Genomic DNA, 25,948 nt, shown 5'->3' on the forward strand with positions numbered 1-25,948 from the left:
GGAAGGGGCTTGGATACATCAAGGCAGGAAATAGAAAGGATTTGGCAGTTTGAATTCTTTTTTGGCAAAACCACCCATCAAGTCACTGTATTGATCACCAATGGTGGCAATGATGGTATAGCCCTTCTTACTGATTAACTCCCGGGCATGGGCTTTAAAGGGCACAATGGATTGTTGCTGGTAATTGTCAGGACGAACATACAGCCCAGCCCAGTGTTTATAGCCTGCCTTCAGTAAATTGGTTTCAGTGGCCTTCAATTCCGATTGATTTCTTCCGGTGACGAAAAACACCTTGACGCCATGCTCAATGGCATCTTTGTAAAGCGCAAGCATGGGCTTAATGGCCGGTGCCCTGGCTTTCAGAATTTGCTGGTGGATGGCCTGACGGTCGGCGGTAAAATCATTTTTAATGATGTCATCATAATTGCTGAGGCTGGTTTCATCGATATCCAACACAATGGCCAGCTTTTGTTTAATCGCATGGTGGTTGTTGGCTTTGACCTGAGCCATGATGTAGTCGTGCGCCCTGGCAATCGCCTGGGTCAGTTCCTGGTTATAAATACCGGAATCATGGTAGGTTCTGATTTCATTTTTTACAATGCTTAAGTTCGGCGGTTCAGCGAACGCTGAAGGCGTGAGAGAAAGAAGAAGTGAAAAAGACAGGAACAACTTCAGGAAAAAGGAAGACAAGGTGTTCATCATGATCCTACTAAATCAGGGTGAGCGTATTATATAATGTGGATTTTGTTTGTCAATTGTACAATATGATTTCATTAAGGTCATGTTCTTATCAGGGGCCTCATGCCGTCTTTCAGAATACCCTGCCTTGCAGTTATCACGATAATTTCCTTCAATGTCATCTTAAAATGAGGTATCATTGCGCATTTGCTTTAAATAGAACTAATTTAGTACTATATTAAAGGTAGCCAAAAGCGAATTAAGACCTATTTGGTACTAGATTATTTGATGTGGGGGTGATATGCTGCGCATCAGCAAATTGGCCGATTATGGAACAGTCATGATGGTGTATCTTGCCCGGCGCGCCCCGACGCTTTGTAATGCCAGGGATATTGCCCAGCATACGCACATCGCTGTTCCCACGGTCAGCAAATTACTCAAACGGCTGACGGCAGCCGGGTTACTCACGTCCGTACGCGGCGTGAGCGGGGGGTATCGGTTAAAGCTTGCAGCTTCCGAGATATCCGTAGGACAGATTATCAGTGCTCTGGAGGAGCGGCTTGGTTTAACCGAATGCAGTCTGCAGCAGAATGTCTGTTCTCTGCAAAGTGTATGTCACATACAGGGCAATTGGCAGTTGATCAGCCAGGCAATCGAAGCGGCGTTGGACAGTGTCAGTCTCGAAGTACTGGCGAAACCCACGCTGCCCGCGGTGGAACTTGACCGCATCAGGCAATTAGCAAGTGGAGTTAGTCATGGCTAAAAGCAACGAACAGATTCATTCTCTCCTTGAAAGGGAATACCAGCACGGCTTTGTAACCGACATTGAAGTGGATACCTTTGAACCGGGTCTCAATGAAGAGATCATTCGCCGTCTGTCTGCGATTAAGGGGGAGCCTGAGTTTTTGCTTGAATGGCGTTTGAAAGCGTTTGAATACTGGCAGACCATGCCGCATCCGGAATGGGCAAGCGTCCACTATCCGCCGATTGATTATCAGGGTATTTCCTATTATTCCGCGCCAAAAAACAAAAAGGGCGCGCCGAAAAGTCTGGATGAAGTTGACCCCGAATTGCTGCGCACCTATGAAAAACTCGGTATCCCTCTGCGTGAGCAGGAAATGCTGGCGGGCGTTGCCGTCGATGCGGTGTTTGACAGCGTGTCCGTGGCCACAACGTTCAAGGCCAAGCTCGCGGAAGCCGGCGTCATTTTCTGTCCATTTTCCGAAGCCGTGCGCGAATACCCCGAACTGGTTCGCCAATACCTGGGTTCTGTTGTGCCGTATCGCGATAATTTTTATGCGGCTCTCAATTCCGCCGTGTTCAGTGACGGCTCGTTTGTGTACATCCCGAAAGGGGTTCGCTGTCCTATGGAATTATCCACTTATTTCCGCATCAATGCCGCCTCCACCGGTCAATTTGAACGGACGCTGATTGTGGCTGACAGCGACAGTTACGTGTCGTATCTTGAAGGGTGCACCGCACCCATGCGCGATGAAAACCAGCTGCATGCGGCCGTGGTGGAACTGGTGGCCTTGGACGGCGCACAGATTAAATACTCCACCGTACAAAACTGGTATCCGGGCGACAAAGACGGCAAGGGTGGGATTTACAATTTTGTCACCAAGCGCGGCGCCTGCCGGGGCAAACGGTCGAAAATTTCCTGGACGCAGATTGAAACCGGTTCGGCCATCACCTGGAAATACCCCAGCGTGATTCTGCAGGGGGATGATTCGGTGGGTGAATTCTATTCGGTAGCCCTCACCAACAATTGCCAGCAGGCAGACACGGGCACCAAGATGATTCACATTGGCAAGAATACCCGTTCAACGATTATCGCCAAGGGCATCAGTGCCGGGCGGTCTCACAATGCTTACCGCGGTCTGGTCCGCATAGCGCCCACGGCTGTCAATGCACGCAATTTTACCCAATGCGATTCCATGCTGATGGGGAGTGAGTGTTCAGCTCATACGTTTCCTTACATTGAGGTGAAAAACCCCACCGCGCAGCTTGAACATGAAGCGACCACCTCCAAAATCAGCGAGGAGCAATTATTTTATTGCCAACAGCGGGGCATTGATACGGAAGATGCGGTGTCAATGATCGTGAATGGTTTTTGTAAACAAGTGTTAAAAGAGTTACCCATGGAGTTTGCCGTCGAAGCGACCAAATTGCTGGGTATCAGTCTGGAAGGGGCAGTAGGCTAATATGTTAACCATCAAGAACTTAAATGTTGCCATCAATGAGCAACCGATTTTAAAAGGCATCGATCTGGCGATTAAGGCCGGGGAAGTCCATGCCATCATGGGTCCAAATGGCTCAGGGAAAAGCACCTTGTCTAAAGTGCTGGCCGGTCATCCGGCTTACCAGGTGACGGGAGGCGAGGTCAGCTACCTGAATCAGGATTTGCTGGCCATGACTCCGGAAGCACGCGCTCAGGCTGGCGTCTTTATGTCGTTCCAGTATCCGGTTGAAATTCCCGGCGTCACCAACATCAACTTTCTGAAAGCCTCGGTGAATGCCGTACGCAAAGGCCAACAGAAAAACACGCTGGATGCCATTGAATTTTTAAGTTTTATCCGGGAAAAATGCCAGTTGCTGGACATGGATGAAAGCTTCCTGTACCGCAGTATTAACGAAGGCTTCTCCGGCGGTGAAAAAAAGCGCAATGAAATTTTGCAGATGGCGGCTTTAGAACCCAAACTGGCGATTCTTGATGAAACCGATTCAGGATTGGACATTGATGCTTTGCGCATTATTTCGCAAGGGGTCAATGCCATGCGCTCTCCCGAGCGTGCGATTATTTTAGTGACCCACTACCAACGGCTGCTGGATTACATCGAACCCGATTTTATCCACGTTCTGGCCAATGGCCGTATTGTTAAATCCGGCGACAAGTCGCTTGCGCTCGATCTTGAGAAAAAAGGATACAGCTGGCTTGAGGAGACGGAGCAGGTATGAGCGAGGTGTTAAATTTTTACCAACAGCAAGCCCAGGCTGGCCTGTCGCCCATTGCCTGGCTGGCTGATTTGCAGAAGAAAGCCTTGCGTGATTTTACCCGTCAGGGATTTCCGGCAAAGCACCAGGAGGACTGGAAATACACCAGCCTGGACGGCTTTTTGCAGCAGCCGTTTACTGAAGCCAGTGCTTCGTATTCTGCTGTTGACGCGGAGCGTTCAGACAGCCCCTGTGCCCTGCGTCTTCAGGTGCACAATGGTCACGTGCTGGGTGCTGAGGCTCTGGCATCGCAGTTACCGCCGGGTATGATGGTGCAATCCCTGCAGGATGCCCTAAAGACCAATCCTGAGCGTATCAAATCCTGGCTCGGTCAAATCGCGCGCCATGAGCATGGCTTTCAGGCCTTAAATTCCGCCATGATGCAACGCGGCGTGGTCATTTACCTGCCGGCAGGCGTCATCCTTGAAGAACCCTTGCTAATTGAACATTGGCAGGATAATGAACATCAAGCGGTGCATACCCGCCAGTTGATTATTGCTGAAGCCGGCAGCGAGGCCACGGTGGTCGAGTGTTTCCAGGGTCGTTCAGGCTGCTGTTATCTCAGCAATGCCCTGACGGAAATCCATGTTGATTCAGGCGCCCGCCTGACCCATTATAAAATTCAGAATGAAAGCCGCGCGGCTTACCATGTCGGCGAAGTGGCCGCTCACGTGGCCGCTCAGGGGCAATTCAACAGCCAATCCTTAAGTGTTGGCAGTAAAATGGCGCGCAGCGATACCCGCATTACCTTTAAAGGGGAAAACGCACAGGCTTTGATGAATGGCATTTACATGACTTCGGATAATCAACATGTGGATCATCACACGGTGGTGAATCACGACGTGCCCCATTGCCATAGCGAACAGGATTACAAAGGCATTCTTTCCGGTCGTTGCCGTGCCGTATTTAATGGCAAAGTCATTGTTGCAAAAAACGCCCAGCATACCGAAGCGCATCAGCAGAACAAAAATCTTTTATTGTCTGCTCAAGCTGAAATCGACACCAAGCCGCAACTGGAAATTTTTGCTGATGATGTGATTTGCTCGCACGGAGCCACGGTAGGGCAGTTGGATGAAGACGCCTTGTTTTATCTGGCCACACGCGGCATTGAGCGTTCAGAAGCGGTTCATTATTTAATCCATGCGTTTGCTGCGGCGAATTTACGCCTGATTCCCCATCGCCAATTAGCCGAATGGATGGCCGCGCTCATCAGTCAACAGTTGAGGACCTTGTCATGAATACAGCCCCTGCCTTGATGAGCGATCTCGAATTACAGACGATACGGTCTCAGTTTCCTATTCTTCACCAGAAGGTGAATGACTGCCCTTACGTGTATTTTGACAATGCCGCCACCACCCAGAAGCCCAAGGCGGTCATTGAGGCCATGAACCATTACTACACCCAGGACAATGCCAATGTGCATCGCGGCGTGCACACGCTTTCGGCGCGCGCCACCATCCAGTATGAAGCGGCACGCGGCAAAGTCCAGCGTTTCATCAATGCCAGCGCGCCGCAGGAATGCATTTTTGTGCGGGGTACGACGGAAGGCATCAACCTGGTTGCCCAAAGTTACCTTCGTCCGCGCATTGCCGCCGGCGACGAAATTCTGATTACTCACATGGAACACCATGCCAACATTGTTCCCTGGCAAATGGTCTGTCAGCAAACCGGAGCCCAATTGCAGGTGGCGCCCATTTCCCAGGATGGGGAAGTGCTCCTTGATGAGTTTGAAAAAAAATTAAACGCCAACACCCGATTGGTGGCCATCAGCTATGTATCCAACGCGCTCGGCACCATCAATCCGGTGAAGCAAATGATTGACATGGCGCATGCCCACGGCGCACTGGTGCTGCTGGACGGCGCGCAGTCGACGGCGCATTTGCCTATTGATGTGCAGGATCTCAATTGTGATTTTTACGCGTTTTCAGGTCATAAAATGTACGGTCCAACCGGCATTGGCGTATTATGGGGCAAAGAGCATCTGCTGAATGACATGATGCCTTATCAGGGCGGCGGTGAAATGATTCAGTATGTCACGTTTGAGGCCACGGAATACGCTCCGCTTCCCCATAAATTTGAAGCAGGCACCCCTAACATCGCCGGTGTGATTGGTCTGGGTGCGACCCTTGACTATTTATGGTCTCTGGATATGGAAGCCATTGCTGCTTATGAGGCCCATTTATTGGAGTATGCTACCCAGGCGGTGCAATCGGTTAAAGGATTCAGGATCATAGGCACTGCCCGCCATAAAGTGCCGATTGTGTCCTTTGTTCACGGAAAAATTCACGCCCACGACATCGGCACCATCCTTGACAGCGAAGGCATTGCCGTTCGCAGCGGTCACCATTGCGCGATGCCGTTAATGGCCTTTTTTGATGTGGCGGCCACCTCGCGCCTGTCCTTGGCATTTTATAATACCAAAGAGGAAATTGATCGTTTTGCCTGTGCGCTTGAACGCGTTAAAGAGGTGTTTGCATGAGTATGGAGCTGCGAGAGTTATATCAGGAAATTATCATTGATCATAACCGTAACCCAAGAAACCATCATGCGATGGACGATGCGACGGCGACCGCCAATGGTTTTAATCCGCTGTGCGGCGATAAGCTGACCCTGTATCTGAAAGTGGAAAATGATTGCCTGAAACAATTGAGTTTTGTGGGTTGCGGTTGTGCCATTTCCCAGGCTTCCGCATCGCTGATGACCGAAGCGTTGCAGGGAAAAACCGTTACCGAAGCGCATGAATTATTTCAACGCTTTCATGCCATGGTCACTCGGGACGAGGATGGCCACTTAAGCTCTCTGGATAAACTGGCCGTTTTAGCCGGTGTCAGGGCGTACCCCGCCCGGGTCAAGTGTGCCACCTTAGCCTGGCATACGCTGGAGTCGGCATTGAACAAAAAGTCAGTGGTTGTCAGTACGGAGTAGGCCATGTTTGGTTTTAAAAAAAAGCAGGATCTGGATGTGTTAAAGGACAATGCCATTGCTGCCTTAAAAACCGTCTATGACCCTGAAATTCCGGTCAATATTTATGATTTGGGATTGATTTATGATGTCAGTGTTGATGATGAGCATCACGTCCACGTCAAAATGACGCTGACGACGCCCGGCTGTCCGGTAGCGCAGACGTTTCCCGGTACGGTTGAGCAGGCAGTGAATAAGGTGGAAGGCGTCAGCGATTGCACCGTGGAATTGGTGTGGGATCCGCCCTGGACTCAGGAGCGAATGACCGAAGCGGCGCGTCTGGAATTGGGTATTTTTTATTAAATGACGACCCAAGACGAGACTGACAGCCGTTGGCAGCCATCGGCTGATCTTCATCTATTGCGAAAACGTGCACAGGCCATGCAAGGCATTCGTGATTTTTTTCATCATCGGGGCTATCTCGAGGTGGAAACACCGATCATGTGTCGTTTTGGCATTACCGATGTGTACTTAAGCAATGTGGTGGCCACCTTTAGAAATAAGCCTTATTGTTTGCAGACCTCACCGGAATACCCCATGAAGCGTTTGCTGGCTGCCGGCAGCGGTCCGATTTATCAGTTAGCCCGTGTTTTTCGCGATGATGAACTGGGGCGCTGGCATAATCCGGAATTTACTCTGCTGGAGTGGTATCAGCCGGGGATTGATCACCATGCCTTGCTCACCGAAGTGGACGCACTGTTACAACGGATTTTATCCTGCCCGCCCCTGATTAAAAAAACCTACTGCCAGGCTTTTCTTGAAACCTGCGACCTCAATCCTTTTGAAGCAGAAATTGACGATTTCAAGTCAACCCTGGCCCGTTATCAACTGGATAACGTGCTGGATCAGGGGGAAGAAGACCGGGATCAATACCTGTTTTTGTTGATGAGTCATGTGGTTGAACCTCAGTTGGGCCAATTGCCGGCACCCGTGGCTGTCCATGATTTCCCCGCTTCTCAGGCGGCGTTGGCGCAATTGAATGCGCAAGGGTTTGCCGATCGGTTTGAAGTGTATTTTCGCGGTGTCGAATTGGCCAATGGATTTCATGAATTAACCGATGCCAGAGCGCAACAGCAGCGTTTTGAGCAGGATTTAGCCAGTCGGCAGAGCAAAGGTTTACCGTTGCCCGCGGTGGACAGTTACCTGCTGGCAGCCCTTGAGCATGGCTTGCCGCCGTGCAGCGGCGTGGCCCTGGGCGTTGACCGATTGTTGGCGCTGGCGTTTAATCAACCCTCGGTAGCCCATGTCATGGCGTTTGATTTTTCCCGCGCCTAAGCACTGTATTCTTCACGCAGAGCACTGGTGATGTCTGCAAAGCGGAAACGATAACCGGCTTTAAGCAAGCGCGCAGGAACGACGCGCTGGCCTTTCAACACCAGCATCTCGCCCATTTCACCCAGCAACAGCTTGATGGCCAGGGCCGGCGTTTTTAAGAAAAGCGGCCGGTTCATGGCTTTGGCCAGCGCACGGGCAAATTCTGCCTGACTGACAGGGTTGGGAGAGGTGATGTTGACGGCGCCATGCAGGGCGGGATGAGCCAGCAAAAACCGCAGGGCCTCGACCACATCAAGGTAGTGTACCCAGGAAAGAATCTGAGTCCCGTCGCCAAGGATACTCCCCAAGCCTAAGTTAAATGAAGGAGCCAGTTTTTTTAGCATTCCTTCATGGCGTTTCAGAACCACACCAAAACGGGTGATGGTGACTGGTAATTGGATGTCATAGGCTTCGTCCAGTGCCTGTTGCCAACGCACGCCCACTTCCTGCAGGTAATCTTTCGGATGTTGCTCATCAATCACACTGTCTTCATCGTACGCGACGGGATCGCCATTCGCCTGCGCGCCATAAATGCCCACGGCATTGGCACAATAAAAATGAGGCGAAGCCTGCTGTTGTTTTATCCAGCGTATCAGGCTTTGCGTGGTGTCTACACGTGAATGGATGATCTGCTGCTTAACGGTGTCACTCCAGCGCGAAGCCCCAATGTTATGGCCGCTTAAATTCATGACGGCATCAAATTCGGCTGCCGGCAAATTATCAAGCATAGACCAGTCTGCATGCGTCACGGAGGAGGGGAACAGGCGTTGCAGGCGAGTGATGTCCCGTCCAAGGGTTGTGACCTCATGTTCGTTTTTGATGGCGTCGATCAACTGACGGCCAATGAATCCGGAGGCCCCGGCAATCAGCAGTTTCATTGACTACTCCTCTCATCCTTAAGGCTTTCGGTAATGGCTTCCCTTAGAGGTGTCAACGGCATGCACTGGGGAAGTGTTGTTTGCAACCGGGTAATCAGCAAGCGTTTGGAGGCCTGCATGAACTCGCGTTTCATCTCGCTCGCGGCTTGCCAGATTTGCGTAAAAGGCAGGTAGGGGGCGGGAGGGAGATGGCGTATTTCAGCGGTCAGCCGTTGCAATTCGCCCATTTTATTGGGCTTACCGTCGGCAATATTTAAAATCAGGGACTGGTTTATCGTTTCACCCAGCGCTCCCAGGATGTTTGCCAAATCGCGAACATAGATATGATTAGTGAATGGCGCTTCGTCGGGATTAATCAATGGGGATTGCTCAAGCGCACTGGCTGTCGGCAAACGATGCGGACCGTAAATGCCGGCTAATCTTAAAATAAGGCAGGGAATGCGGTGCTGTTGGCAGAAAGCCTGCCATTGCTTCTCTGCATCCAATCGTCTCAACTGTCGTGGCGATTGACCAGGACAAGTCGCCTGCTCGTCAATCCAGGCACCCTGGTGGTCACCATACACGCCGCTGGTGCTGCAATAGATGACCTTGCCTACTGACAGCTTCGCGTGCTGAAGGAATTGCTCAAGCAGTTTATCCTCTGTGCCCTCGGGTGATGGGGGGATAAAGTAATAAAGCACGGTGTCTTGCTCAGCCCAGGTCAACCCCTGATTAACGTCATTGTTCAGGTGCTTAAGGCCTGGTAATTGAGGCAGGGTTTTGCTTCGCGATAAAGCCACCACGTCATGTCCCTGAGCCAGTAGACGCTTTGCCAGGTAATAGCCGCAATAGCCATAGCCGATAATTAAATGCTTCATGGAAGGAGTAATCCTTAGGAGAGGCCTGTTTAGTTATTATGGCCACATTATTAAAGGGCGGCAATGAGAATGCAATTGGATGAAGCTGTTTTATACAGAAATTGAAAACGGATTTTACTGTGCCTCAACCGATGTACCTTCTTCGATGCCAAAACGGCAGAGGCTTTGAAAATCACACAACTGGCAGAGGCTCTCTTTGGCCGGTTTGGGGGGACAATGGCCCTGGACGAACTCATCGGCCAGCGCGCTCAATTGCTGCCGCCAGCGCTCACGGCAGTCTGGCCAGGATTCTTCCTTTTTAAGGGAACTGATGCCCGCCAGTTCCTGTTTTTCTTCGCTTAATCCCCGGCATTGCAACTGACCGTTTTTAAGTTCAGCCAACAAAATGGTATTGATGCTGTCACTGAGCAGCGCGTAAAGCAGCAATTGGGGTTCGGTGGGACGTTCTTCATTCCAGGGGGTGCTTTGAATACTGCTTTTATAGTCGATTACCCAGTGTTTGCCGTTTTCCATTCTGTCCATGCGGTCAATGCGCACCTTAAAATCAATCCCCGACAAAGGCAGGTTGAAGCGTTGCTCCAAGGCTTCTACCGCAAAAGCGGGGCGTTGTCTTTCCCATTCCAGGCTGGCGTGCACGAGGCGTTTAAGGCGCTGGACTTCCACAGTCTGGATCAGGGGCGGGAATGAGTGTGTTCTCACCCGCGTGTACGGTTTAAGCGCCTGCTCGATCGCCCCTTCAATCAATTCATCCAGCGCCTCCCGTGTTTTACTGAGCAGGGATGCCTGACTTTTCAATAAAGTCCAGATGATTTCCATCACTTGATGAATGATTTGTCCCCTTTCCCGGGCATCGGGTCCATCGGAGACTTCCGCAGCCGCTTTGGCATGAAGGCGGTGGGCTGCGAACGCCCGAAAGGGGCATTTGGCCTGATTGGCCAGTAGGGCCGTACCGCCGGCAATGGCTTCTCCATCCTGGACCGGGAAAAGGTATTCTTCAGTCACGCTTTCCAGGGCGGAGGGTTCAGCCTGAATCGCTGGTGTGGGAAAAGGCGCGCAGGAAGGAATGCCTTTCAGCAGCGGGCTCGGTCGGTTGGGTTTGTCCTGTGTCTGACTGGGATAGCTCAAGATGCACTCTGCCGCCGCGTTGCGGAGCCTGTTTAAGGTTTTTTCCGCCAAATCAAATTCGCGGTCAGGCAGTGCATAGGGCATATGCCTGTCACGTTGCAGGGAAAGCGGAATAAAGGCGGAGGGTCTCGTTTTCTGCGGCAGGCAATCCTCCGTGAGACCGCTGACCCACAGGCAATCAAACGCAAGCCCTGCCGCTTCCAGTAATCCCATAATCTGAATGGGAGCGGACGTGCTTTTTTGCGGTTGAAAAATGCTCCCTTTTGCCAACTCAGTCAACACGTTCAAGGCCTGTTTTTTTCCCATGGGGGGGGAAAGAAATTCAAGGGCCTTAAACTGATCCAGCAGCAGCAAAAAACGCTGATAACATTGGTAATTCGCGGAGTCCAGCGGGTATTCGCCCGGGAACTGCAATTGATTAAGCCGCTGATGAAAATGATGAACCCATTGCTGCGGCGTTGCCGCGGCAGGGTAGGGGTGGAGGTTTTTCAGCAGCGCAGCGAGCTTTGGCGTTTCAGAGGCCAATTCGTGAATGAGCAGGGGAAAATCAAGCCGCGTTTCCCGCAGCAGTGCGCTGTGTTGCCCATAGTGTGTGCGCTCCATAAATTCATTGTGCGAATGGCCAAGAAAAGGAGAGTACAGCAAGAGATTGACCTCTTGACGGGTCAAAAGGTCAGACTCGAGGTTTAACCAGCACAGGGCATGGCTGACCAGGGAGTAATCGGTAAGGGTCCGTCCCAGCGACACATTAAAGGCATCGGCGGGAAAATGGTCGGTCATTACGCGGTAAAGCGCTGGCGCCTGTTGCTGCAAATCAGGGACAACCACGCCAATTCGCTGCCGGCCCTGGCTTAACTGTTCATTAAGCCAGTAAAGCAATTGCCGGTATTCATCGCCATCGTCTTTGGCCGCATAAACCCGGGTTTCATTATTCGATTGTAACCAGTCGACGTGATGCTGCGTGACACCCCGGGTGGCAAAAGACGCCTGCAAAGCCTGCTGCTGTGGCGTGTAATCGTCAAAACACGCCCAGATGAGGGTGTCAGGCAGGGGGGTGTTGCCGGCTTGCGTTAAAAAATAAGGCACCCATTGCTCGGCTGTTATCGCGTTAAGGGCATGCAGCCGCTGCTCCATCCGGGTTCGCCACTGTTGAAAAAGACGGGTTTGCCCGGTGTTCTCAAAGGCAGGGTGCGGGTTGTCTATCTGCCATAAATGGCAACGGGCCCAGCTGTCCTGCACCTGTTGAATCAAACCCTGGTTGGGGGCATAGCCTAGGTGTTCTGTCAGAATCTGCTGCCATAAAAAACGGCATTGCTCCTGGCTTAATAAGCGCGGGACCGGGTGATTGCTCTGGGCAAAACGTTTGTACAGAGACACTAAAAACGCTTGATAGGCAACACAGGCTGGCTTGGCCAGAACAGGGAGTAAGGCCGTTGAGGCGTAGTCATTGAGTAATTGCATGGCCAGACGGTTATTGGGGGTAATGACGCAGGCCCCCTCCGCCAGCTTAAGCAGCAGTTCCTGGCGATTATTGAGAGTCGTCATCCGTGGTCTTTACTGCCTTTGATGCGTGAATCTGGCGTTGTTCCACGGCGCGGATGCCCGGTATAAAACGCTGATTAAAATAAAGGGCGGCCAAGGCAAGCAGGGGAATAAGCCATAAGCCTAAAACCAGCAGCATGGACAGGAAAATCACGCCAAAAATGACAAAATAGTCCTGCCAGTGCTGCGCGCGGCTCATGAAGGCAGGATCGTAATAATAGGTATGGAGAAACGTGCCCAGGCTGATTGCCAGCAGGACGAGAACAGCAATGAGTATGCCCCAAAGTACCGCTCGCCACCAGCGGCCAGGTTGAGCCAGTGTTACGCCAAATACCGTCCCGGTCAGGGCGCCAAGGAATACCGCATAAAAAAGAGCCGGAAATAGCGGCAGAATGTGCCGCCCATACAGGCTTAAGACGGTGTATTTGGCAAAGAAAAGAAATAACAGGGCGAATACTCCAAAAAACACTGCCCCGATAACCCGGTTATTGAGCGATGATTGATTAGCCAATGGTTGCCCCTTTTAATGGTGATGCGTCCGCAGTTTGCGTTTATAGCTTCTCTGGCTGCGGTTGTACCTTAACCGTTGTGGGTTGCTTTCAATGTGAAGCAGGGTATAAATGATTTTATTTCGCAAGCACACCGCCGCCAATCCCATGATTAAGCCCAGCCCTAACCCACCCAGTATATAGCTCTCGGTCACGACAAACAAATACATCGCCATTGTTTGTTCAAAAGAGGCTTCATTAAAGGCGTGGTGCGGTAGATCTTTCATCAGATAAAGAAGACCCACGTCATAAACAGGAATAGCGGTCAGGGCCATTAAAAAGCCCAACAGGAAGGCTTTATGCCAGCAGGGCTGCCTCAGGCTTAAAAGTCGGCGCCCAAACAACGCGCCAAAAAAGGCAGCGACCACCCCCCCTAAAAAAATGGCCTTGACGATATGCATCGACTGGTCAAATCCCAAAGCGTAAAGCACGGTGCTGACGACAATCGTCAACACAATGGCAATCAGGGCAAAATAAACGGCAGCCAGCAGGCGTGGATTAGGGATGTGCACTGAGTCGCGTGAAAAATGTCTCATCATGATAAACCTGTAAATCCGCGGTACATCTGGAAAGAACCACTGAAGAAAAATTCTGTCACCCGTGTTAATTTTAGCGCAAAAATTGCTTAATTGATTTTTTTATCTACAATTAAGATATAAAAAGAACAAGGGGTTTGACTATATGGATATAACACCTTTCTTTAAATTGATGGTTGATCGCGGGGCATCGGATCTCTTTTTCAGCGTTGGCGCACCGCCTAATATTAAAATTGAAGGCATCACCTCACCCATTGGGCAGGCACCACTTAAATCCCAGCAAATGGCTGAAATCGCGGCGTCCATCATGAACGACGAGCAACGCAAGGAATTTGAAGCCACCATGGAGCTCAACATGGCGATCTCCATCGGCGGGATAGGTCGTTTCCGTGTCAATCTCTTCAGACAACGCGGTGAAACCGCCATGGTCGTCCGTTACATTAAAGGCATTATTCCAACCATTGAAGAATTGCAGCTGCCAGGGGTATTAAACTCCATTGTCATGGAACTGCGGGGATTGGTGCTGGTGGTGGGTTCAACCAGTTCAGGTAAATCCACCACGCTGGCGGCGATGATTGATTACCGCAATGAAAATCATCGCGGCCATATTTTGACTATCGAGGATCCCATTGAATACCTCTATAAGCATAAAAAATCCATTGTCGATCAACGGGAAGTGGGTATAGATACCCTGGATTACGACAATGCCTTAAAAAATGCCATGCGCGAAGCACCCGATGTCATCCTCATTGGGGAAATCCGTGATCGCAACACCATGAAGCATGCCATTTCCTATGCTGAAACCGGGCATTTGTGCTTGTCCACACTCCATGCGAACAACGCCAACCAGACCATGGATCGCATCCTTAACTTTTTCCCCGAAGATGCAAGACACCAGTTGCTGCTGGATTTATCATTGAATTTACGCGCCATCATTTCATTGCGGCTGATCCCGGGCTTGCATAAACAGCGGGTTCCGGCTGTGGAAATCATGATTAATTCGCCTTACATCGCCGATTTGATAGAAAAAGGCAAGGTCGACGAAATCAAGGAAGTCATGGCGCGCTCCCGCGAACAGGGCATGCAGACCTTTGATCAGGCCTTGTTTGATTTATACAAGTCCGGCAAAATCAGTAAGGAAAATGCCATTCGCTTTGCTGATTCTAAAAATAACGTCGGTCTGCAGATTCGCCTGTCGGAAGAGCGCGGTCTTGGCGGCGAGGTGGATTTGACCATCGAGGAAGATGAAAAATCCAAATTTTGATCAGACGGGGCTTCTCAAGCAAGCCCGAAACTGATAAAATAATATCCAAATATTGCTGTATTAGCCTAGAGTATCATGCTGGAATGGGTAGACCTAAAACGTATTAACGACAAAAAAGAATTAAAGCGCACAGGTCATGTCATCTATAAGGCAAGGCTTACGACCGACTCTACCCCCAAAAGCATTTTTTATAAAGAAAACAAACACGGAGTAACGCTGGCTTCGCAGATGGAGGTGGCTTTCAGTGGGCTGGCCTCACGTTTCCTAAAACCCCAGCTGACAGCGGCTCAGGCACTGGTTACGAATGAAGGAAAAATTACCGGGGTGTTGTCAGAGTACCTTGGCTACACGGCCAGCGCGCGAAGGGGAAGGGGCTGAGTTTTATGCGATTGAGCCTGATGGAACCATCGCGCCTCAACCCAGTGTTTATAATAAACCCGAGCAAATTCCCATTCATTTTTTTAATGACCTCCCGTCCGGATTTTTTACCCGTTTAACCAGCGCTTTTAAGGACGGAAGCCTGACATTCGACATGGCTTCCCTGGCCAGTGTGCTTGCGGCGGCTTACACGCTTGAAGAAGATGATCTGCATAAGGGTAATTTTTGTTTTTACGTGACAAAAAAACTGACAGAGAAAGGCTATAAACCCCACGTTGTTTTCATGAAAATCGATCATGACCTGATGATGGCCGACAGCGTGATGTCGCATGGGCATGCCCGGGTAGCCAATTGGCTTTATCAAAAGAATGCGTTTAGCATCACTGAGCGGGATTTGCTTCATTTCCCTAAACTGCTGGATTCAAAAAATCATTACTGGCCAACCAGCCGTCGTTTGTTCGTTAAACCCTTTGACCCGAAAGCCTACAATGATAACAACGAAATTACCGCTTTTTCGGCCTTATCGACCAATCCTGAATTTATACGCGCTAAATGGCAGGAATTTTACAAGCATATTCTTATTCCGCGCCAACTCATTGAAGACGATGTAGCAAAAGGCTTTGATCGCAATAACCCCACTGATTGCGCCCAAATCGCTTTAATTACCAATGCGGTTGTGGCAAGGCAGGCTCGTTTGCGGGCGGTGCTTTTTTCCATTGCCGAATTTCGCACTTTTGTTGAAACCCTTCATGGGGACGGCGATAAGGCCCTCGATACCATTGAAGAGGAAATTTTTACCGGTGTCGACCCGCTGATTAAAGAAAAATTACAGGTTGATTTTAAGAGGGAAACGGCTTTTCACCGCGATTTATGCACGGATAAAGACAATGGTTTCAAGGAAAAAGACACCCCTCTGCATGCGGCCATCCGCCTGGGTGATTACCGTTATGACGAAACCTGGGATGCGTTCAGCCAGTTTGCCCGCAAAAGAAATCAGGACGGCACGACGCCCATGCAACTGGTGATGAACCAGGTTTTACTGGCGAAAGAAAAAAAGCCGGTCTTAGACGATCCCAGAAAAAACCCGTTTTTTATAGCCAATCATTTGCTCAGGCAGGGGATTAAACACGCCATACCCCGTGACCGTTACCGGCAATTGTCAAACTATAGCCTTCCTTCAAGCCATTTGAACAAGGCAGAAAAGGCAGCCAGTCTGCCTGAATTGCTGGCGGTGTTCCAAGCCATTGGCGAAGACGAGCGCTTTACCCTCAAAATGAGAAAGGATTTGGCCATTTCCGCGTTGGAAAGCTTCATCAAGGCCCAGGCCGATAATCCTCAGCTGCGCAGGATGTTGCTCGATTTCAGAAAGGCGTTGAATGTCGATAAAGCGCCGCAATTGCAATACATCCGGCAATTACGCTCCGAACTGTGGATTATCCGCCAGATTCGCGGCCTGTTGGGCGGTACGCATACCCAGGTCAGCCTGACTGAGCTCGTGGATAAAGAACTGGCGAAACCCACCCTTAAAGCCCCCCGAGCGCAAGGCGTATTCGGGAAGACCTGTCGACAGGATAAAAAAAACGTGGCTCAAACCCAGGAGCTCTCGCCCCCAGTGCTGATGGCCTGAATTTAAAGACTTGTTATTTTTCCTGCTGAGCAGTAAGTTTAACCTTTGAGTTAAAGACAGCAGGATGATGAAAAAATTACTTTTTCTGTTACTTCTCGTCACCAGTTTGCCTGGTGAGGCTGCGCCCGAACAGGGACGTGTGCAGCTCCAATTGACCAGGATTGAACGGGATAATCAATGCCCCTCCTTTCTCCGCAATGCCGATGTGGTGGTTGACTACGATTATGATTTTTCACGCAACCGCGGTTTGGCCTACTTAAGGCAGTTGAAATCAGAAAAAATCAATTACACCCTGCATCCTTTGGGATTAAGCAGCTATTATGCCTTCATGTCGGACATTTCCCCGACCACCCAGCCGATTGGTGATGAGCAAGTGATTGTGTATCGGATTATTTTTCATATTTACAAACCGTTTAAAACCCGCGTTATGCTCATGCTGGGTGAGCAGGGGGAATGCATCATGAGCTCCGAGGTCACTGCTTAACCCCCGCCTTATGGCGTTTTAGCAGGGGTTGGCTTGGGTGCAGGAGTGGGGGTGGTGGTTGGCACGGGGGTCACCTGAGTCTTGGCCGGCAAGGCGTCGGGTAGGCTGATCTTTTTATCTGTGGCTTTTGGTGCTACGTTTTTAAGCAATTGCTCTTCGGCTTCTTTTTTCATCACAATGATACTGATGCGGCGGTTATTGGGGTTAAACGGGTCGGTTTTGTCAAGCAGAACCGTTGAGGCGAAACCCGTGACTTCAAGAACCTTGTCTTCTTTCATCCCAGCCTTAATCAAGGCCCGGCGTGCGGTGTTGGCGCGCAGCGTCGACAGCTCCCAGTTCGTCAATTCCAAATCTTCAGGATTCTGATACGGGTGGCCGTCGGTATGACCCTGAATGCTGACCTTGTTGGGCATTTTGTTTAGGAGCTTGGCAATTTTAATGAGGATCTGCTGCATCTGCGGATCCATTTTATCGCTTCCCATATCAAACATGGGTCGGTTTTTATTGTCTATCAGTTGAATGCGTAAGCCTTCGGAAACCACATCCATGAGCAACTGATCTTTAAGATCGGCCAGTGCCGGATCTTTGGCCATGGCCAGCATGATGTCGGATTTCAATTTTTCAAGCTGCTTCATCTCCTCAGCCTGACTCCCGGGATCCTTGATTTTAGCCGACTCTTTTTTTTCATTGATGGGCTGATTACTGGCTGAAACCTGGCCATCTTTCTTTTCAATGTTTTGTCCACCGCCCTGCACGCTGATGTCACGCGAACCCATGCTGTCGCCGCCGAGCAGGGCGATTTTTAACGGTTGTTTGAAATACTCGGATAAGCCTTCTTTCTGCGCTTTATTGAGAGAGGCCAGCAACCACATGAGAAGAAAGAAGGCCATCATGGCCGTGACAAAGTCGGCATAGGCAATCTTCCAGGAGCCGCCATGATGACCATGTCCGTGTTTCTTGATTTTTCGGATAATCGGGGGATGGGCGTCTTTATCCTTGTCTTTGCTGTCGTTGCCGTCCACACGAACCTCTTGCTAGTTATTCACTTTCAGGTTTGGCAATCGTCGATGCCGATTTAATTTGTTCATTCAACTCGTTAAACGATGGCCTTGAAGCAGAAAACAACACTTTGCGTCCAAATTCGGTGGCAATGATGGGTGGATTGTTGTTCATGCTGGCAAGTATAGTGACTTTAATGCAATTCAGCATGAGTTGCGATGAATTGGCGCGTTGTTCCATGGCATTGGCGACGGGACCGACGAAACCATAACCCAGCAGGATACCCAGAAAGGTTCCTACCAGTGCATGAGCCACTAAAACCCCCAGTTCGGCAGGCGGCAGGTGAATGGACTCCATGGTATGCACCACCCCCAATACCGCGGCGACAATCCCGAAAGCCGGCATCCCGTCTGCCAGTTTGGTGATGGCCTGGGCCGGGATCATTTCTTCGTTATGGTGGGTTTCAATCTCGCTGTCCATCAAGGCTTCCAATTGATGAGGCTGGAGATTGGAGGTAATGATTAACCGAAAATAATCGCAAATGAATTCAATGATGTGGTGTTTGGCCATCAGGCGTGGAAAATTAGTGAAAATGGGACTGTTCGCTGGATCATCGACATCGGTTTCCAACGACATCAATCCTTCCTGACGGGATTTGTTCAGCAGGGCATAAAGCAGCGCCAGCAAATCCATGTACATCACTTTCTCTGATTTCTGGCCCTTGAACACCGCCGGCAAGGCTTTGCCGATTGCTTTTAAAACGGAGGGGCTGTTGCCCACAATCAGGGCGCCTACCGCGGCGCCACCGATAATAAGCAATTCCAGCGGCTGAAAAACGGCCGCCAGATGCCCCCCGGCTAAGGCAAAGCCGCCAAAGACACAAAGCAGAATCACGATGTAACCGATAATAATAAGCATGTAATAATTTCCTATCTAACGTAATGCAGGATGCTTACATACAATTTCCATTTTAAAAGCAAAAAACATACCTTTCTGACGGTGCTACTGATTCATGTAGTCATGAACCACTTTGCCGTACGGCAGGGTCAAATCCGATTGCAGATGCACGGCATTCACTACCCGCTTAACCGGCAGGGACGCGACAGGGGCTAAGGCATGATGGAAGAGTTCCAGCTGCGCCGGTCCTGTCCAGGCGCCTTTGACTGTCAAATCGCTCAGATAGTATTCCACGAGTTCGCAGATGCGGGTCGTGCCATCGACGTGAGGAATGATTTTCAATAAATAATTGGGTGTTGACATGGATTCGGCCACTTTTTTACTGTCCAGCGCCTGAAATTTGTAGCCCATGGTGGCAGTGGCAATGCGGGTGTGGCCATAATCCAGCGTACCGACCAACACTTCTTTGTCAACAACCAGCGTCGGTTGGGCCAGTTTTTTGGGGAATCCCCAGATTTCGCGACCACCGGCAATGGGGGGCAGATCGTCTAAAAACATGGCATGAGTATAGCCACCGCTTTTGCCCTGAAAACGAACAGGAATAACCTGGCCGGATTCGGTGTAATCGCCAAAACCGGTGGAGTCCGGCATGCGGATAAATTCAAATTTAACCAGGGGCTCCGTGACCTCCAACGGCTCAGGCACCACCTCGCGCAACAAATCCATGTCGGTTTCATAAGTCACAATCAAATATTCCCGGTTTATAAACCGATAAGGGCCGCGGGGATAGCAGGGGCAGGTAAACGGCATTGCAAAGGCCTGATCTTTGACATCGGATTCCTTCATGATAAAACTCCTGTGAGGTGAGTGGGTGTGACCGCCATATCATAGACTTCAATGCCAGACAGTTCGGGTATTTCCGCAAGCCAGGGTGATTTTTCAAGGCCGCGGCGGCCATCTCGGTAGCCGGCGGCGATGCGCTCCATCACTGATTTGCGGGAGAATTCATAATCCTTCGATGCTAAATCTGTGTCGTCTCCGGGGTAAAGGAAACGTACCAGCGCGACCGTTTTATCACAGCCGCAGCTTAAGCAGTCCTCCACTTCGGGATTTTTCTCTTTGGCCTGTTCAGGAATAAATTCAGACAGCAATTTAATGCGGTATTTCAGCGAGTGGATTTCTTTGTGCATGTTGACAATTTCAACAAAGCGGCTCGAATACTCGATGTCTTTTTTACGCTTGAGCACTTCATCCATGGAGGAAGGCTTTAACTCCAGTGAGTTAAACAGGTGAACCATAAAACACAACAGGGTTTTAGAGGGATTCTGGCTCAATACATAACTGATTGGCGAGTTGCTGGAAATGCCGCCGTCCCAATAGAATTTGCCTTCAATTTCAATGGCAGGGAAACCGGGGGGCAGGGCGCCGCTGGCCATGATGTGTTCAGGGCCAAGGGTTTCTTTCGCCGAATCAAAGTAAACCACGGCGCCTGAGCAGACTTCAACCGCACCGACGCTCAATCGCGTTTCACCCGCATTGATGCGATCAAAATCAATCAACCGCTCCAGGGTTCCTTTCAGCGTGGAAGTATCGTAATAGCTGATTTTGTCAATGGCATTTTCCAGGCTCAATTCCGGCTGGGGGTAGCGCGGCGTAAAAAACCCTGGTTGCCCGAACCATAAAGCGGATTGGGCGGACATGAAATGTTCCCAGCGTCGTCCGGCATGATCGTTGTGCCAGGCATCCACATCAAAAAAGGTGGGGGTGGTGACACTTTCCCAAAACGACAGCATTTTCTGGAAACGGTCCTCTGGCGGATTGCCTGCGGCCAGCGCAGCATTGATCGCACCAATGGATGTCCCGACAAACCAGTCCGGAAAATAATTGGCTTCCTGCAGCGCCTTTAAGACACCCACCTGATAAGTGCCAAGGGCGCCGCCTCCCTGTAACGAACACGCCAGATAATCGTGCTGGCGGTTTGGTCTAAGCCGCGCAGCCACTATTCCATTACCCAGCCGTGACTGACGATAAGCGATTGGCCTGTGAGTGCATTGGATTTAAAAGAGGCAAAAAACAAAGCGGTCTCGGCCACGTCATCGGTCGTGGTGAATTCACCGTCCACGGTTTCTTTCAACATCACTTTTTTAATCACATCATCCTCGGAGATGCCTAATTCTTTGGCCTGTTCGGGGATTTGTTTGTCAACCAGCGGAGTACGGACAAAACCCGGGCAAATGACATTGGCGCGTACGCCATGCGCAGCGCCTTCTTTGGCTACAACGCGGCACAGGCCTAAAAGACCGTGCTTGGCAGTCACATAAGGGGCTTTTAACAGGGAGGCTTCCTTGGAATGGACAGAGCCCATGTAGATAATGCTGCCGCCGTTGGCTCGGTACATGTATTTCAACGCCGCGCGAGTGGTTAAAAAGGCGCCGTCGAGATGAATGGCCAGCATTTTTTTCCAGTCAGAAAAAGACAGTTTGTCCACGGACTCAATGATCTGAATACCGGCATTACTGACCAGCACATCGATGCCGCCAAACTGATCAGCGACGGCATCAATGCCGTTATTGACCTGTACTTCATCGGTTACATTCATGGCGACAGCCATGGCCTGGCCGCCTTTGGCATTAATTTCATCGGCCACAGCCTGGGCCTGGTTCAGATTTAAATCAGCGATGGCGACCTTGCTGCCTTCGCGGGCATAACGATGCGCAATTTCCCGGCCAATGCCGCTGGCAGCCCCTGTGACCACAGACACTTTGTTTTTTAATTGCATACTAACATTCCTTGTTGTTATCGTTCTTATCAAGCGCCCCTTTAAAGCGGCTGTCAATACGTCAACCTGAACAAACCCGTGGGTTTTTCAGGTTGGAATTTATTCCGTTATCCTATCGATTAAACCAGTAACAGAATCAGTATAGCAATGAATTTTTATTTTGCCTCAACACATCCTGATTAAGGATTGAGGCAAAAATGACTATCAGTAATAATAGTAACGATAGTAACGGCGTCTGTCTTCCTGTTGGCCGATTTGGTTGCCGATCAATGCACCAGCGCCTGCGCCAATGGCAGTACCCAGGGCGTCACCACCAGACACGGCATAACCTACGCCAGCGCCAATACCTGCGCCTGCGGCTGTCCCTACCTGTGTTGAGGTGCATCCACCAAGGATAGTTGTTGATAATCCTATAAAGAGTACTATAGGGAGTGTTTTTTTCATGGTAAAGTTCCTCTCTTTTTGTTCCTTCATTAGTCATATTAGTACAAATTAAATCAAATTGTACATTATTTGTTTTTGTGGTCTTGTGGATTCGAACTTGAGAAATTATCGGGGCACCAGTAGTATTGGGTTATTCAAACGTGAATCAGGGGTGGTTATGTTTCGTGGCAGCATTGTGGCTTTGGTCACGCCGTTACTGGATGACAAAGTGGATGTGAAGCGTTTGCGGGAACTGGTGGAGTTTCACATCAGCGCTGGCACGCATGCCATTGTCGCTGCCGGAACAACGGGGGAGGCCGGCACATTAAACCGCGATGAAAAAATGCTGGTGATCAAGACCGTGATTGACCAGGCGCGTGAACGCATTCCTGTCATTGCCGGTACCGCCGCCAATGCGACGAAAGAGTGCATCCATTTAACCCAGATGGCCATGGAATGCGGGGCCCATGCAGCGCTCATCATGACGCCAGCCTACATTAAACCCACTCAGGAAGGACTTTATCAGCACTACAGCCGGATTGCCTCTGCCGTGGCTATTCCCATTATTCTATACAATGTTCCGGGCAGAACAGCCTGTGATTTATTGCCGGAAACCGTGGCTCGTCTTGCCAGAATTTCCAATATCATCGGCATTAAGGAAGCAACGGGTAATATGTCGCGCCTGCAGCAGATTTTAAGGCTGTGCGGTGACAGCATTGATGTGTACAGCGGGGACGACGAAACCGCGGCGCAATGGCTTTTAGCTGGAGCCAAAGGGGTCATTTCCGTCACAGCCAATGTGGCTGCCCGGCAGATGGCCAAGCTTTGTGATGCGGCCTTTGATGATGACCAGGCCGGTACCCTGCGTCTCAATGACCAGTTAGCGCCCTTGCACAAGTTGTTGTTTATCGAGTCCAATCCCATTCCTACCAAATGGGCATTGAGTAAAATGGGCTTAATCAGCAGTGAATTACGCCTGCCCATGACGTGTTTGAGTGAATCGCATCAGCCTGAACTTGAGCAGGTATTACAAAAATTACAATTGATATAATGAAGAGGTTTGTTGTGAAGAAAGTCAGTTTTATCGTTTTTTTAGCCTTGATTGCCAGCGGGTGTTCGCATTTTAAAAACAACAGCGAGCAGAAATACCTGCAGAGCCGCAATGGACCAGGCCTTGTGGTGCCATCGCCGCTGACCAGTGACAATGTCAGCCATTTTTATGATTTACCCGCTCAGGATAAGAAAGCCAATGTGAGTATTGAGCCGCCATCTGCTAAGATTGAATAAAGCAGCCAAGGAGCGGCCAACTATTGAGGTTGACCCGTATGTCTATGGAAACCAATGAGTCAGAAATAATTCAGGATATCTCCAGAAGGCTGGTGGAAGCGCAACGTAAAATTCGCATTTTAGACAGCATCAAATGGGATGAAAGCATCAAGAAAGACTTTTTTCAAAAGAAAGCCCAACAGTTGCCTTTAATCAACCGGGACTACTATCTGGGAAAACCCTTACCCTTTGATGCCGTTGAAAAACAGGAAGAATTCCGTCTGATTTTACGCGATACCATCAATCAACTGGGGCAGTATTCACCCGTTACCCGCCTGATTAAGCGCCAGTGCGAAGAGTATTGTCGTGCCGTGCAGATGCTGGAAGCGCGCGGTACCCCTGCTTTTTCTGAATTGTCTATGGAGCTGTATGGCAGCCCCGACGACGCCTTTTACTCAGGAGGTCCCCGCCTGTCTGAGCTCGGCACCCTGCTGTTTGACGTGTTAACCGCCCTGGATGTGCAATTGCAATCCGATGCGGACATGAAACGGTATACCCCGCAGGAGGCGCAGGCCATACTGGAGTCGCGTTTAAGCTCCTTCTTTTCCCAACACCCCGGCAAGATTACTGTGATGGTCAGCGACGACATGGTCGCCGATGCGGCCGCCGGTGCCGACAGCATCAAATTAAGCCAGCAAGCCATGTTCAGTGACAGGGATCTGCGTTACCTGGAAGTCCACGAAGGCTGGGTGCATGTCGGTACCACCTTAAATGGCGCCACGCAGCCCTATTGCTTTTTTCTGTCGAAAGGCTCGCCTTCGAGCAGTGTGATTCAGGAAGGGTTGGCTGTGATTACAGAGGTTGTGACCTTTTCGTCTTATCCTGGGCGCATACGCAAAATTACCAATCGGGTGATCGCGCTGGACAAAGTCAGGCAGGGCGCTACCTTCGTTGATATTTACCGCTATTTTATCGAGTGCGGATTAAGCGAGGATGACAGCTACAATCAAACCGTGCGCGTATTCCGCGGCAGCACGCCGGATGGCGGGCCGTTTACCAAAGATCTTTCCTATGCCAAAGGCTTCGTGATGATTTATAACTTCATCCGTTTTGCCATCAGTCAACGGCACATCGATTCCATTCCTTTATTGTTTGCCGGTAAGCTGGTGCTCGATGATTTGCCGCTGCTTAACGAATTACGCAACATGAATCTGCTCACAGCACCGATTTATCTGCCGCCGCCTTTCCGTGATTTGGCCGCCTTAAGTGCGTGGATGAGTTTTTCCCTGTTTCTTAATAAATTCAGTTTGAATGAAATTCAGAAAAGTTTCCGTTTCCTACTAGGCTAACCCAAGGAGAGGCCATGGGATTATTGGTTGAGGGACAATGGCGTGATCAATGGTATGATACCACCAAAACCGGCGGTGCCTTCAAACGCGAGTCGGCGCAGTTTAACCGCGCGATTGAAGCGGATGCAGAGGCGCTTTTTCCCGCGGAGAAGGATCGTTACCACCTGTATGTTTCTCTGGCCTGTCCCTGGGCACACCGGACACTGATTTTCAGAAAACTTAAAAGGCTTGAAGATTACATCAGCCTGTCCATTGTGCATCCGCACATGCTTGAGCACGGTTGGGAATTTAAACAGGGCCTGGGCGCCACGGGCGATACGCTGTATGGTTTACGCTACCTCTACGAGATTTATGTCAAGGCGGACCCTGATTACACGGGACGGGTTACCGTGCCGGTACTTTGGGATAAAAAAAACAAGACCATCGTCAGCAACGAATCCGCAGAGATCATCCGCCAATTTAATTCAGCCTTTAATCACTTAACGGGCGATGAGCAGGATTTTTACCCGGAGGGTTTAAGGCCTGCTATCGACGCGATGAATGAGACCATTTATCGTACCGTCAACAACGGCGTCTATCGTTGTGGTTTCGCCACTACTCAGTCCGCGTATGACGAAGCCTATACTGAATTATTTGCTACCCTGGATGAATTGGACGCGCATTTACAACATCATGCCTGGCTGGTGGGGGAGCAATTAACAGAAGCGGATTGGCGACTGTTTACGACGCTGGTTCGGTTTGATGCCGTCTATTATGGTCATTTTAAAACCAATCAATGCCGTATCCAGGATTATCCAGCCCTGCAGGCATACCTTGCCAAATTGTATGACATTCCCGGTATTCGTGACACCGTGAATATTACTCACATTAAACAGCATTATTATTTCAGCCACAAAACCATTAACCCCACTCAGATCGTGCCCCTGGGGCCTAAACTCTGGTTTGAATAGTCATTCAGGTCATCGGAATACTGGACTTCGTCCACGTTATTCAATGCTGGCAGAAACAGGCTGATTTATGCTTTAATAAGCATCATCTGATAAAGGCTT

Annotated in this window: 28 protein-coding genes; 16 read left to right on the forward strand and 12 right to left on the reverse strand. The window is 50.2% G+C overall.

Annotated elements, in window-relative coordinates; all coding sequences use genetic code 11:
* Window positions 1–18: 18 nt before the first annotated feature.
* Window positions 19–699, reverse strand: a complete 681-nt coding sequence (locus DYE45_RS04740; RefSeq protein WP_108292234.1) for an HAD family acid phosphatase — start codon at window positions 697–699, stop codon at window positions 19–21.
* A gap of 280 nt (window positions 700–979) precedes the next feature.
* Between DYE45_RS04740 and DYE45_RS04745 the strand changes: the two genes are divergently transcribed.
* From DYE45_RS04745 to epmA, 8 genes are read left to right on the forward strand one after another with little or no spacing between them, the layout of a single operon-like run.
* A complete protein-coding gene (locus tag DYE45_RS04745) occupies window positions 980–1,441 on the forward strand; it encodes an SUF system Fe-S cluster assembly regulator (RefSeq protein WP_108292232.1) in 462 nt (153 codons plus the stop codon).
* Entirely contained in the window at window positions 1,434–2,882 is a 1,449-nt protein-coding gene (sufB, locus tag DYE45_RS04750) for a Fe-S cluster assembly protein SufB (RefSeq protein ID WP_115300539.1), read from the forward strand. The genes DYE45_RS04745 and sufB overlap by 8 nt, the downstream gene beginning before the upstream one ends.
* Before the next feature lies 1 nt (window position 2,883).
* The gene (gene sufC / locus DYE45_RS04755; protein ID WP_108292228.1) at window positions 2,884–3,636 is read left to right on the forward strand and encodes a Fe-S cluster assembly ATPase SufC; all 753 of its coding nucleotides are present in this window, start codon (window positions 2,884–2,886) and stop codon (window positions 3,634–3,636) included.
* The gene (gene sufD / locus DYE45_RS04760) at window positions 3,633–4,910 is read left to right on the forward strand and encodes a Fe-S cluster assembly protein SufD (protein WP_108292226.1); all 1,278 of its coding nucleotides are present in this window, start codon (window positions 3,633–3,635) and stop codon (window positions 4,908–4,910) included. The genes sufC and sufD overlap by 4 nt, the downstream gene beginning before the upstream one ends.
* Complete coding sequence (locus DYE45_RS04765) at window positions 4,907–6,151, forward strand: cysteine desulfurase (protein ID WP_174703685.1); 1,245 nt, start codon at window positions 4,907–4,909, stop codon at window positions 6,149–6,151. Before sufD ends, DYE45_RS04765 begins: the two co-directional genes overlap by 4 nt.
* The gene (sufU, locus tag DYE45_RS04770; RefSeq protein ID WP_108292224.1) at window positions 6,148–6,597 is read left to right on the forward strand and encodes a Fe-S cluster assembly sulfur transfer protein SufU; all 450 of its coding nucleotides are present in this window, start codon (window positions 6,148–6,150) and stop codon (window positions 6,595–6,597) included. Before DYE45_RS04765 ends, sufU begins: the two co-directional genes overlap by 4 nt.
* Window positions 6,598–6,600: 3 nt before the next feature.
* The gene (locus DYE45_RS04775; RefSeq protein WP_108292222.1) at window positions 6,601–6,936 is read left to right on the forward strand and encodes an SUF system Fe-S cluster assembly protein; all 336 of its coding nucleotides are present in this window, start codon (window positions 6,601–6,603) and stop codon (window positions 6,934–6,936) included.
* Entirely contained in the window at window positions 6,937–7,908 is a 972-nt protein-coding gene (epmA, locus tag DYE45_RS04780) for an elongation factor P--(R)-beta-lysine ligase (protein ID WP_108292220.1), read from the forward strand.
* Here the strand turns inward: epmA and DYE45_RS04785 are convergent.
* From DYE45_RS04785 to DYE45_RS04805, 5 genes are all read right to left on the reverse strand, one after another.
* Window positions 7,905–8,825: a TIGR01777 family oxidoreductase gene (locus tag DYE45_RS04785; protein WP_108292218.1), complete on the reverse strand. Its 921-nt coding sequence runs from the start codon at window positions 8,823–8,825 to the stop codon at window positions 7,905–7,907. The two genes, epmA and DYE45_RS04785, sit on opposite strands and share 4 nt — an antisense overlap.
* Window positions 8,822–9,682, reverse strand: coding sequence for an SDR family oxidoreductase (locus DYE45_RS04790; protein WP_108292216.1), 861 nt, complete (start codon window positions 9,680–9,682; stop codon window positions 8,822–8,824). The genes DYE45_RS04785 and DYE45_RS04790 overlap by 4 nt, the downstream gene beginning before the upstream one ends.
* A 114-nt stretch (window positions 9,683–9,796) precedes the next feature.
* Window positions 9,797–12,352: a PD-(D/E)XK nuclease family protein gene (locus tag DYE45_RS04795; RefSeq protein WP_115300540.1), complete on the reverse strand. Its 2,556-nt coding sequence runs from the start codon at window positions 12,350–12,352 to the stop codon at window positions 9,797–9,799.
* Window positions 12,336–12,860 (reverse strand): hypothetical protein, encoded by a 525-nt coding sequence (locus DYE45_RS04800; RefSeq protein ID WP_115300541.1) that lies wholly within the window; start codon window positions 12,858–12,860, stop codon window positions 12,336–12,338. The genes DYE45_RS04795 and DYE45_RS04800 overlap by 17 nt, the downstream gene beginning before the upstream one ends.
* Before the next feature lie 12 nt (window positions 12,861–12,872).
* A complete protein-coding gene (locus DYE45_RS04805; RefSeq protein ID WP_133138172.1) occupies window positions 12,873–13,436 on the reverse strand; it encodes a hypothetical protein in 564 nt (187 codons plus the stop codon).
* 142 nt (window positions 13,437–13,578) lie between these two features.
* Here DYE45_RS04805 and DYE45_RS04810 point away from each other — a divergent pair, with 142 nt between their 5' ends.
* From DYE45_RS04810 to DYE45_RS04825, 4 genes are all read left to right on the forward strand, one after another.
* On the forward strand, window positions 13,579–14,697 hold the full coding sequence (locus DYE45_RS04810) for a PilT/PilU family type 4a pilus ATPase (RefSeq protein ID WP_108292208.1): 1,119 nt from the start codon (window positions 13,579–13,581) through the stop codon (window positions 14,695–14,697).
* A gap of 75 nt (window positions 14,698–14,772) precedes the next feature.
* Window positions 14,773–15,075: a hypothetical protein gene (locus DYE45_RS04815; protein WP_115300542.1), complete on the forward strand. Its 303-nt coding sequence runs from the start codon at window positions 14,773–14,775 to the stop codon at window positions 15,073–15,075.
* Complete coding sequence (gene ankK / locus DYE45_RS04820; RefSeq protein WP_115300543.1) at window positions 15,038–16,702, forward strand: Dot/Icm T4SS effector AnkK/LegA5; 1,665 nt, start codon at window positions 15,038–15,040, stop codon at window positions 16,700–16,702. The genes DYE45_RS04815 and ankK overlap by 38 nt, the downstream gene beginning before the upstream one ends.
* Window positions 16,703–16,766: 64 nt before the next feature.
* On the forward strand, window positions 16,767–17,186 hold the full coding sequence (locus DYE45_RS04825; RefSeq protein WP_133138173.1) for a hypothetical protein: 420 nt from the start codon (window positions 16,767–16,769) through the stop codon (window positions 17,184–17,186).
* Window positions 17,187–17,194: 8 nt separating this feature from the next.
* On the opposite strand, the gene motB is transcribed toward DYE45_RS04825, so the two are convergent.
* The 6 genes from motB to DYE45_RS04855 form a co-directional block, all read right to left on the reverse strand.
* Window positions 17,195–18,208 carry a flagellar motor protein MotB gene (gene motB / locus DYE45_RS04830; RefSeq protein WP_108292202.1) on the reverse strand — a complete coding sequence of 338 codons (1,014 nt, stop codon included), beginning with the start codon at window positions 18,206–18,208 and terminating at the stop codon, window positions 17,195–17,197.
* 16 nt (window positions 18,209–18,224) lie between these two features.
* Window positions 18,225–19,103 carry a flagellar motor stator protein MotA gene (gene motA / locus DYE45_RS04835; protein ID WP_108292200.1) on the reverse strand — a complete coding sequence of 293 codons (879 nt, stop codon included), beginning with the start codon at window positions 19,101–19,103 and terminating at the stop codon, window positions 18,225–18,227.
* 84 nt (window positions 19,104–19,187) lie between these two features.
* Window positions 19,188–19,928 (reverse strand): acetoacetate decarboxylase, encoded by a 741-nt coding sequence (locus DYE45_RS04840; RefSeq protein ID WP_108292198.1) that lies wholly within the window; start codon window positions 19,926–19,928, stop codon window positions 19,188–19,190.
* On the reverse strand, window positions 19,925–21,082 hold the full coding sequence (locus DYE45_RS04845) for a patatin-like phospholipase family protein (protein WP_115300544.1): 1,158 nt from the start codon (window positions 21,080–21,082) through the stop codon (window positions 19,925–19,927). Before DYE45_RS04845 ends, DYE45_RS04840 begins: the two co-directional genes overlap by 4 nt.
* Window positions 21,082–21,861 (reverse strand): 3-hydroxybutyrate dehydrogenase, encoded by a 780-nt coding sequence (locus DYE45_RS04850; RefSeq protein ID WP_108292194.1) that lies wholly within the window; start codon window positions 21,859–21,861, stop codon window positions 21,082–21,084. The genes DYE45_RS04845 and DYE45_RS04850 overlap by 1 nt, the downstream gene beginning before the upstream one ends.
* Before the next feature lie 204 nt (window positions 21,862–22,065).
* A complete protein-coding gene (locus DYE45_RS04855; protein ID WP_108292192.1) occupies window positions 22,066–22,305 on the reverse strand; it encodes a YMGG-like glycine zipper-containing protein in 240 nt (79 codons plus the stop codon).
* 157 nt (window positions 22,306–22,462) lie between these two features.
* Between DYE45_RS04855 and dapA the strand changes: the two genes are divergently transcribed.
* The 4 genes from dapA to DYE45_RS04875 are packed head-to-tail and all read left to right on the forward strand — an operon-like array spanning window position 22,463 to window position 25,849.
* Window positions 22,463–23,335, forward strand: a complete 873-nt coding sequence (dapA, locus tag DYE45_RS04860) for a 4-hydroxy-tetrahydrodipicolinate synthase (protein ID WP_108292190.1) — start codon at window positions 22,463–22,465, stop codon at window positions 23,333–23,335.
* Window positions 23,336–23,349: 14 nt separating this feature from the next.
* The gene (locus DYE45_RS04865) at window positions 23,350–23,571 is read left to right on the forward strand and encodes a hypothetical protein (protein ID WP_108292488.1); all 222 of its coding nucleotides are present in this window, start codon (window positions 23,350–23,352) and stop codon (window positions 23,569–23,571) included.
* A 38-nt stretch (window positions 23,572–23,609) separates the two neighbouring features.
* Entirely contained in the window at window positions 23,610–24,899 is a 1,290-nt protein-coding gene (locus DYE45_RS04870) for a flavohemoglobin expression-modulating QEGLA motif protein (protein WP_108292188.1), read from the forward strand.
* 14 nt (window positions 24,900–24,913) lie between these two features.
* Window positions 24,914–25,849 carry a glutathione S-transferase family protein gene (locus DYE45_RS04875; protein WP_108292186.1) on the forward strand — a complete coding sequence of 312 codons (936 nt, stop codon included), beginning with the start codon at window positions 24,914–24,916 and terminating at the stop codon, window positions 25,847–25,849.
* Window positions 25,850–25,948 lie beyond the last annotated feature (99 nt).

Origin of the sequence: Legionella taurinensis, from assembly GCF_900452865.1 — a bacterium.
GTDB classification, from domain to species: Bacteria; Pseudomonadota; Gammaproteobacteria; order Legionellales; family Legionellaceae; genus Legionella_C; species Legionella_C taurinensis.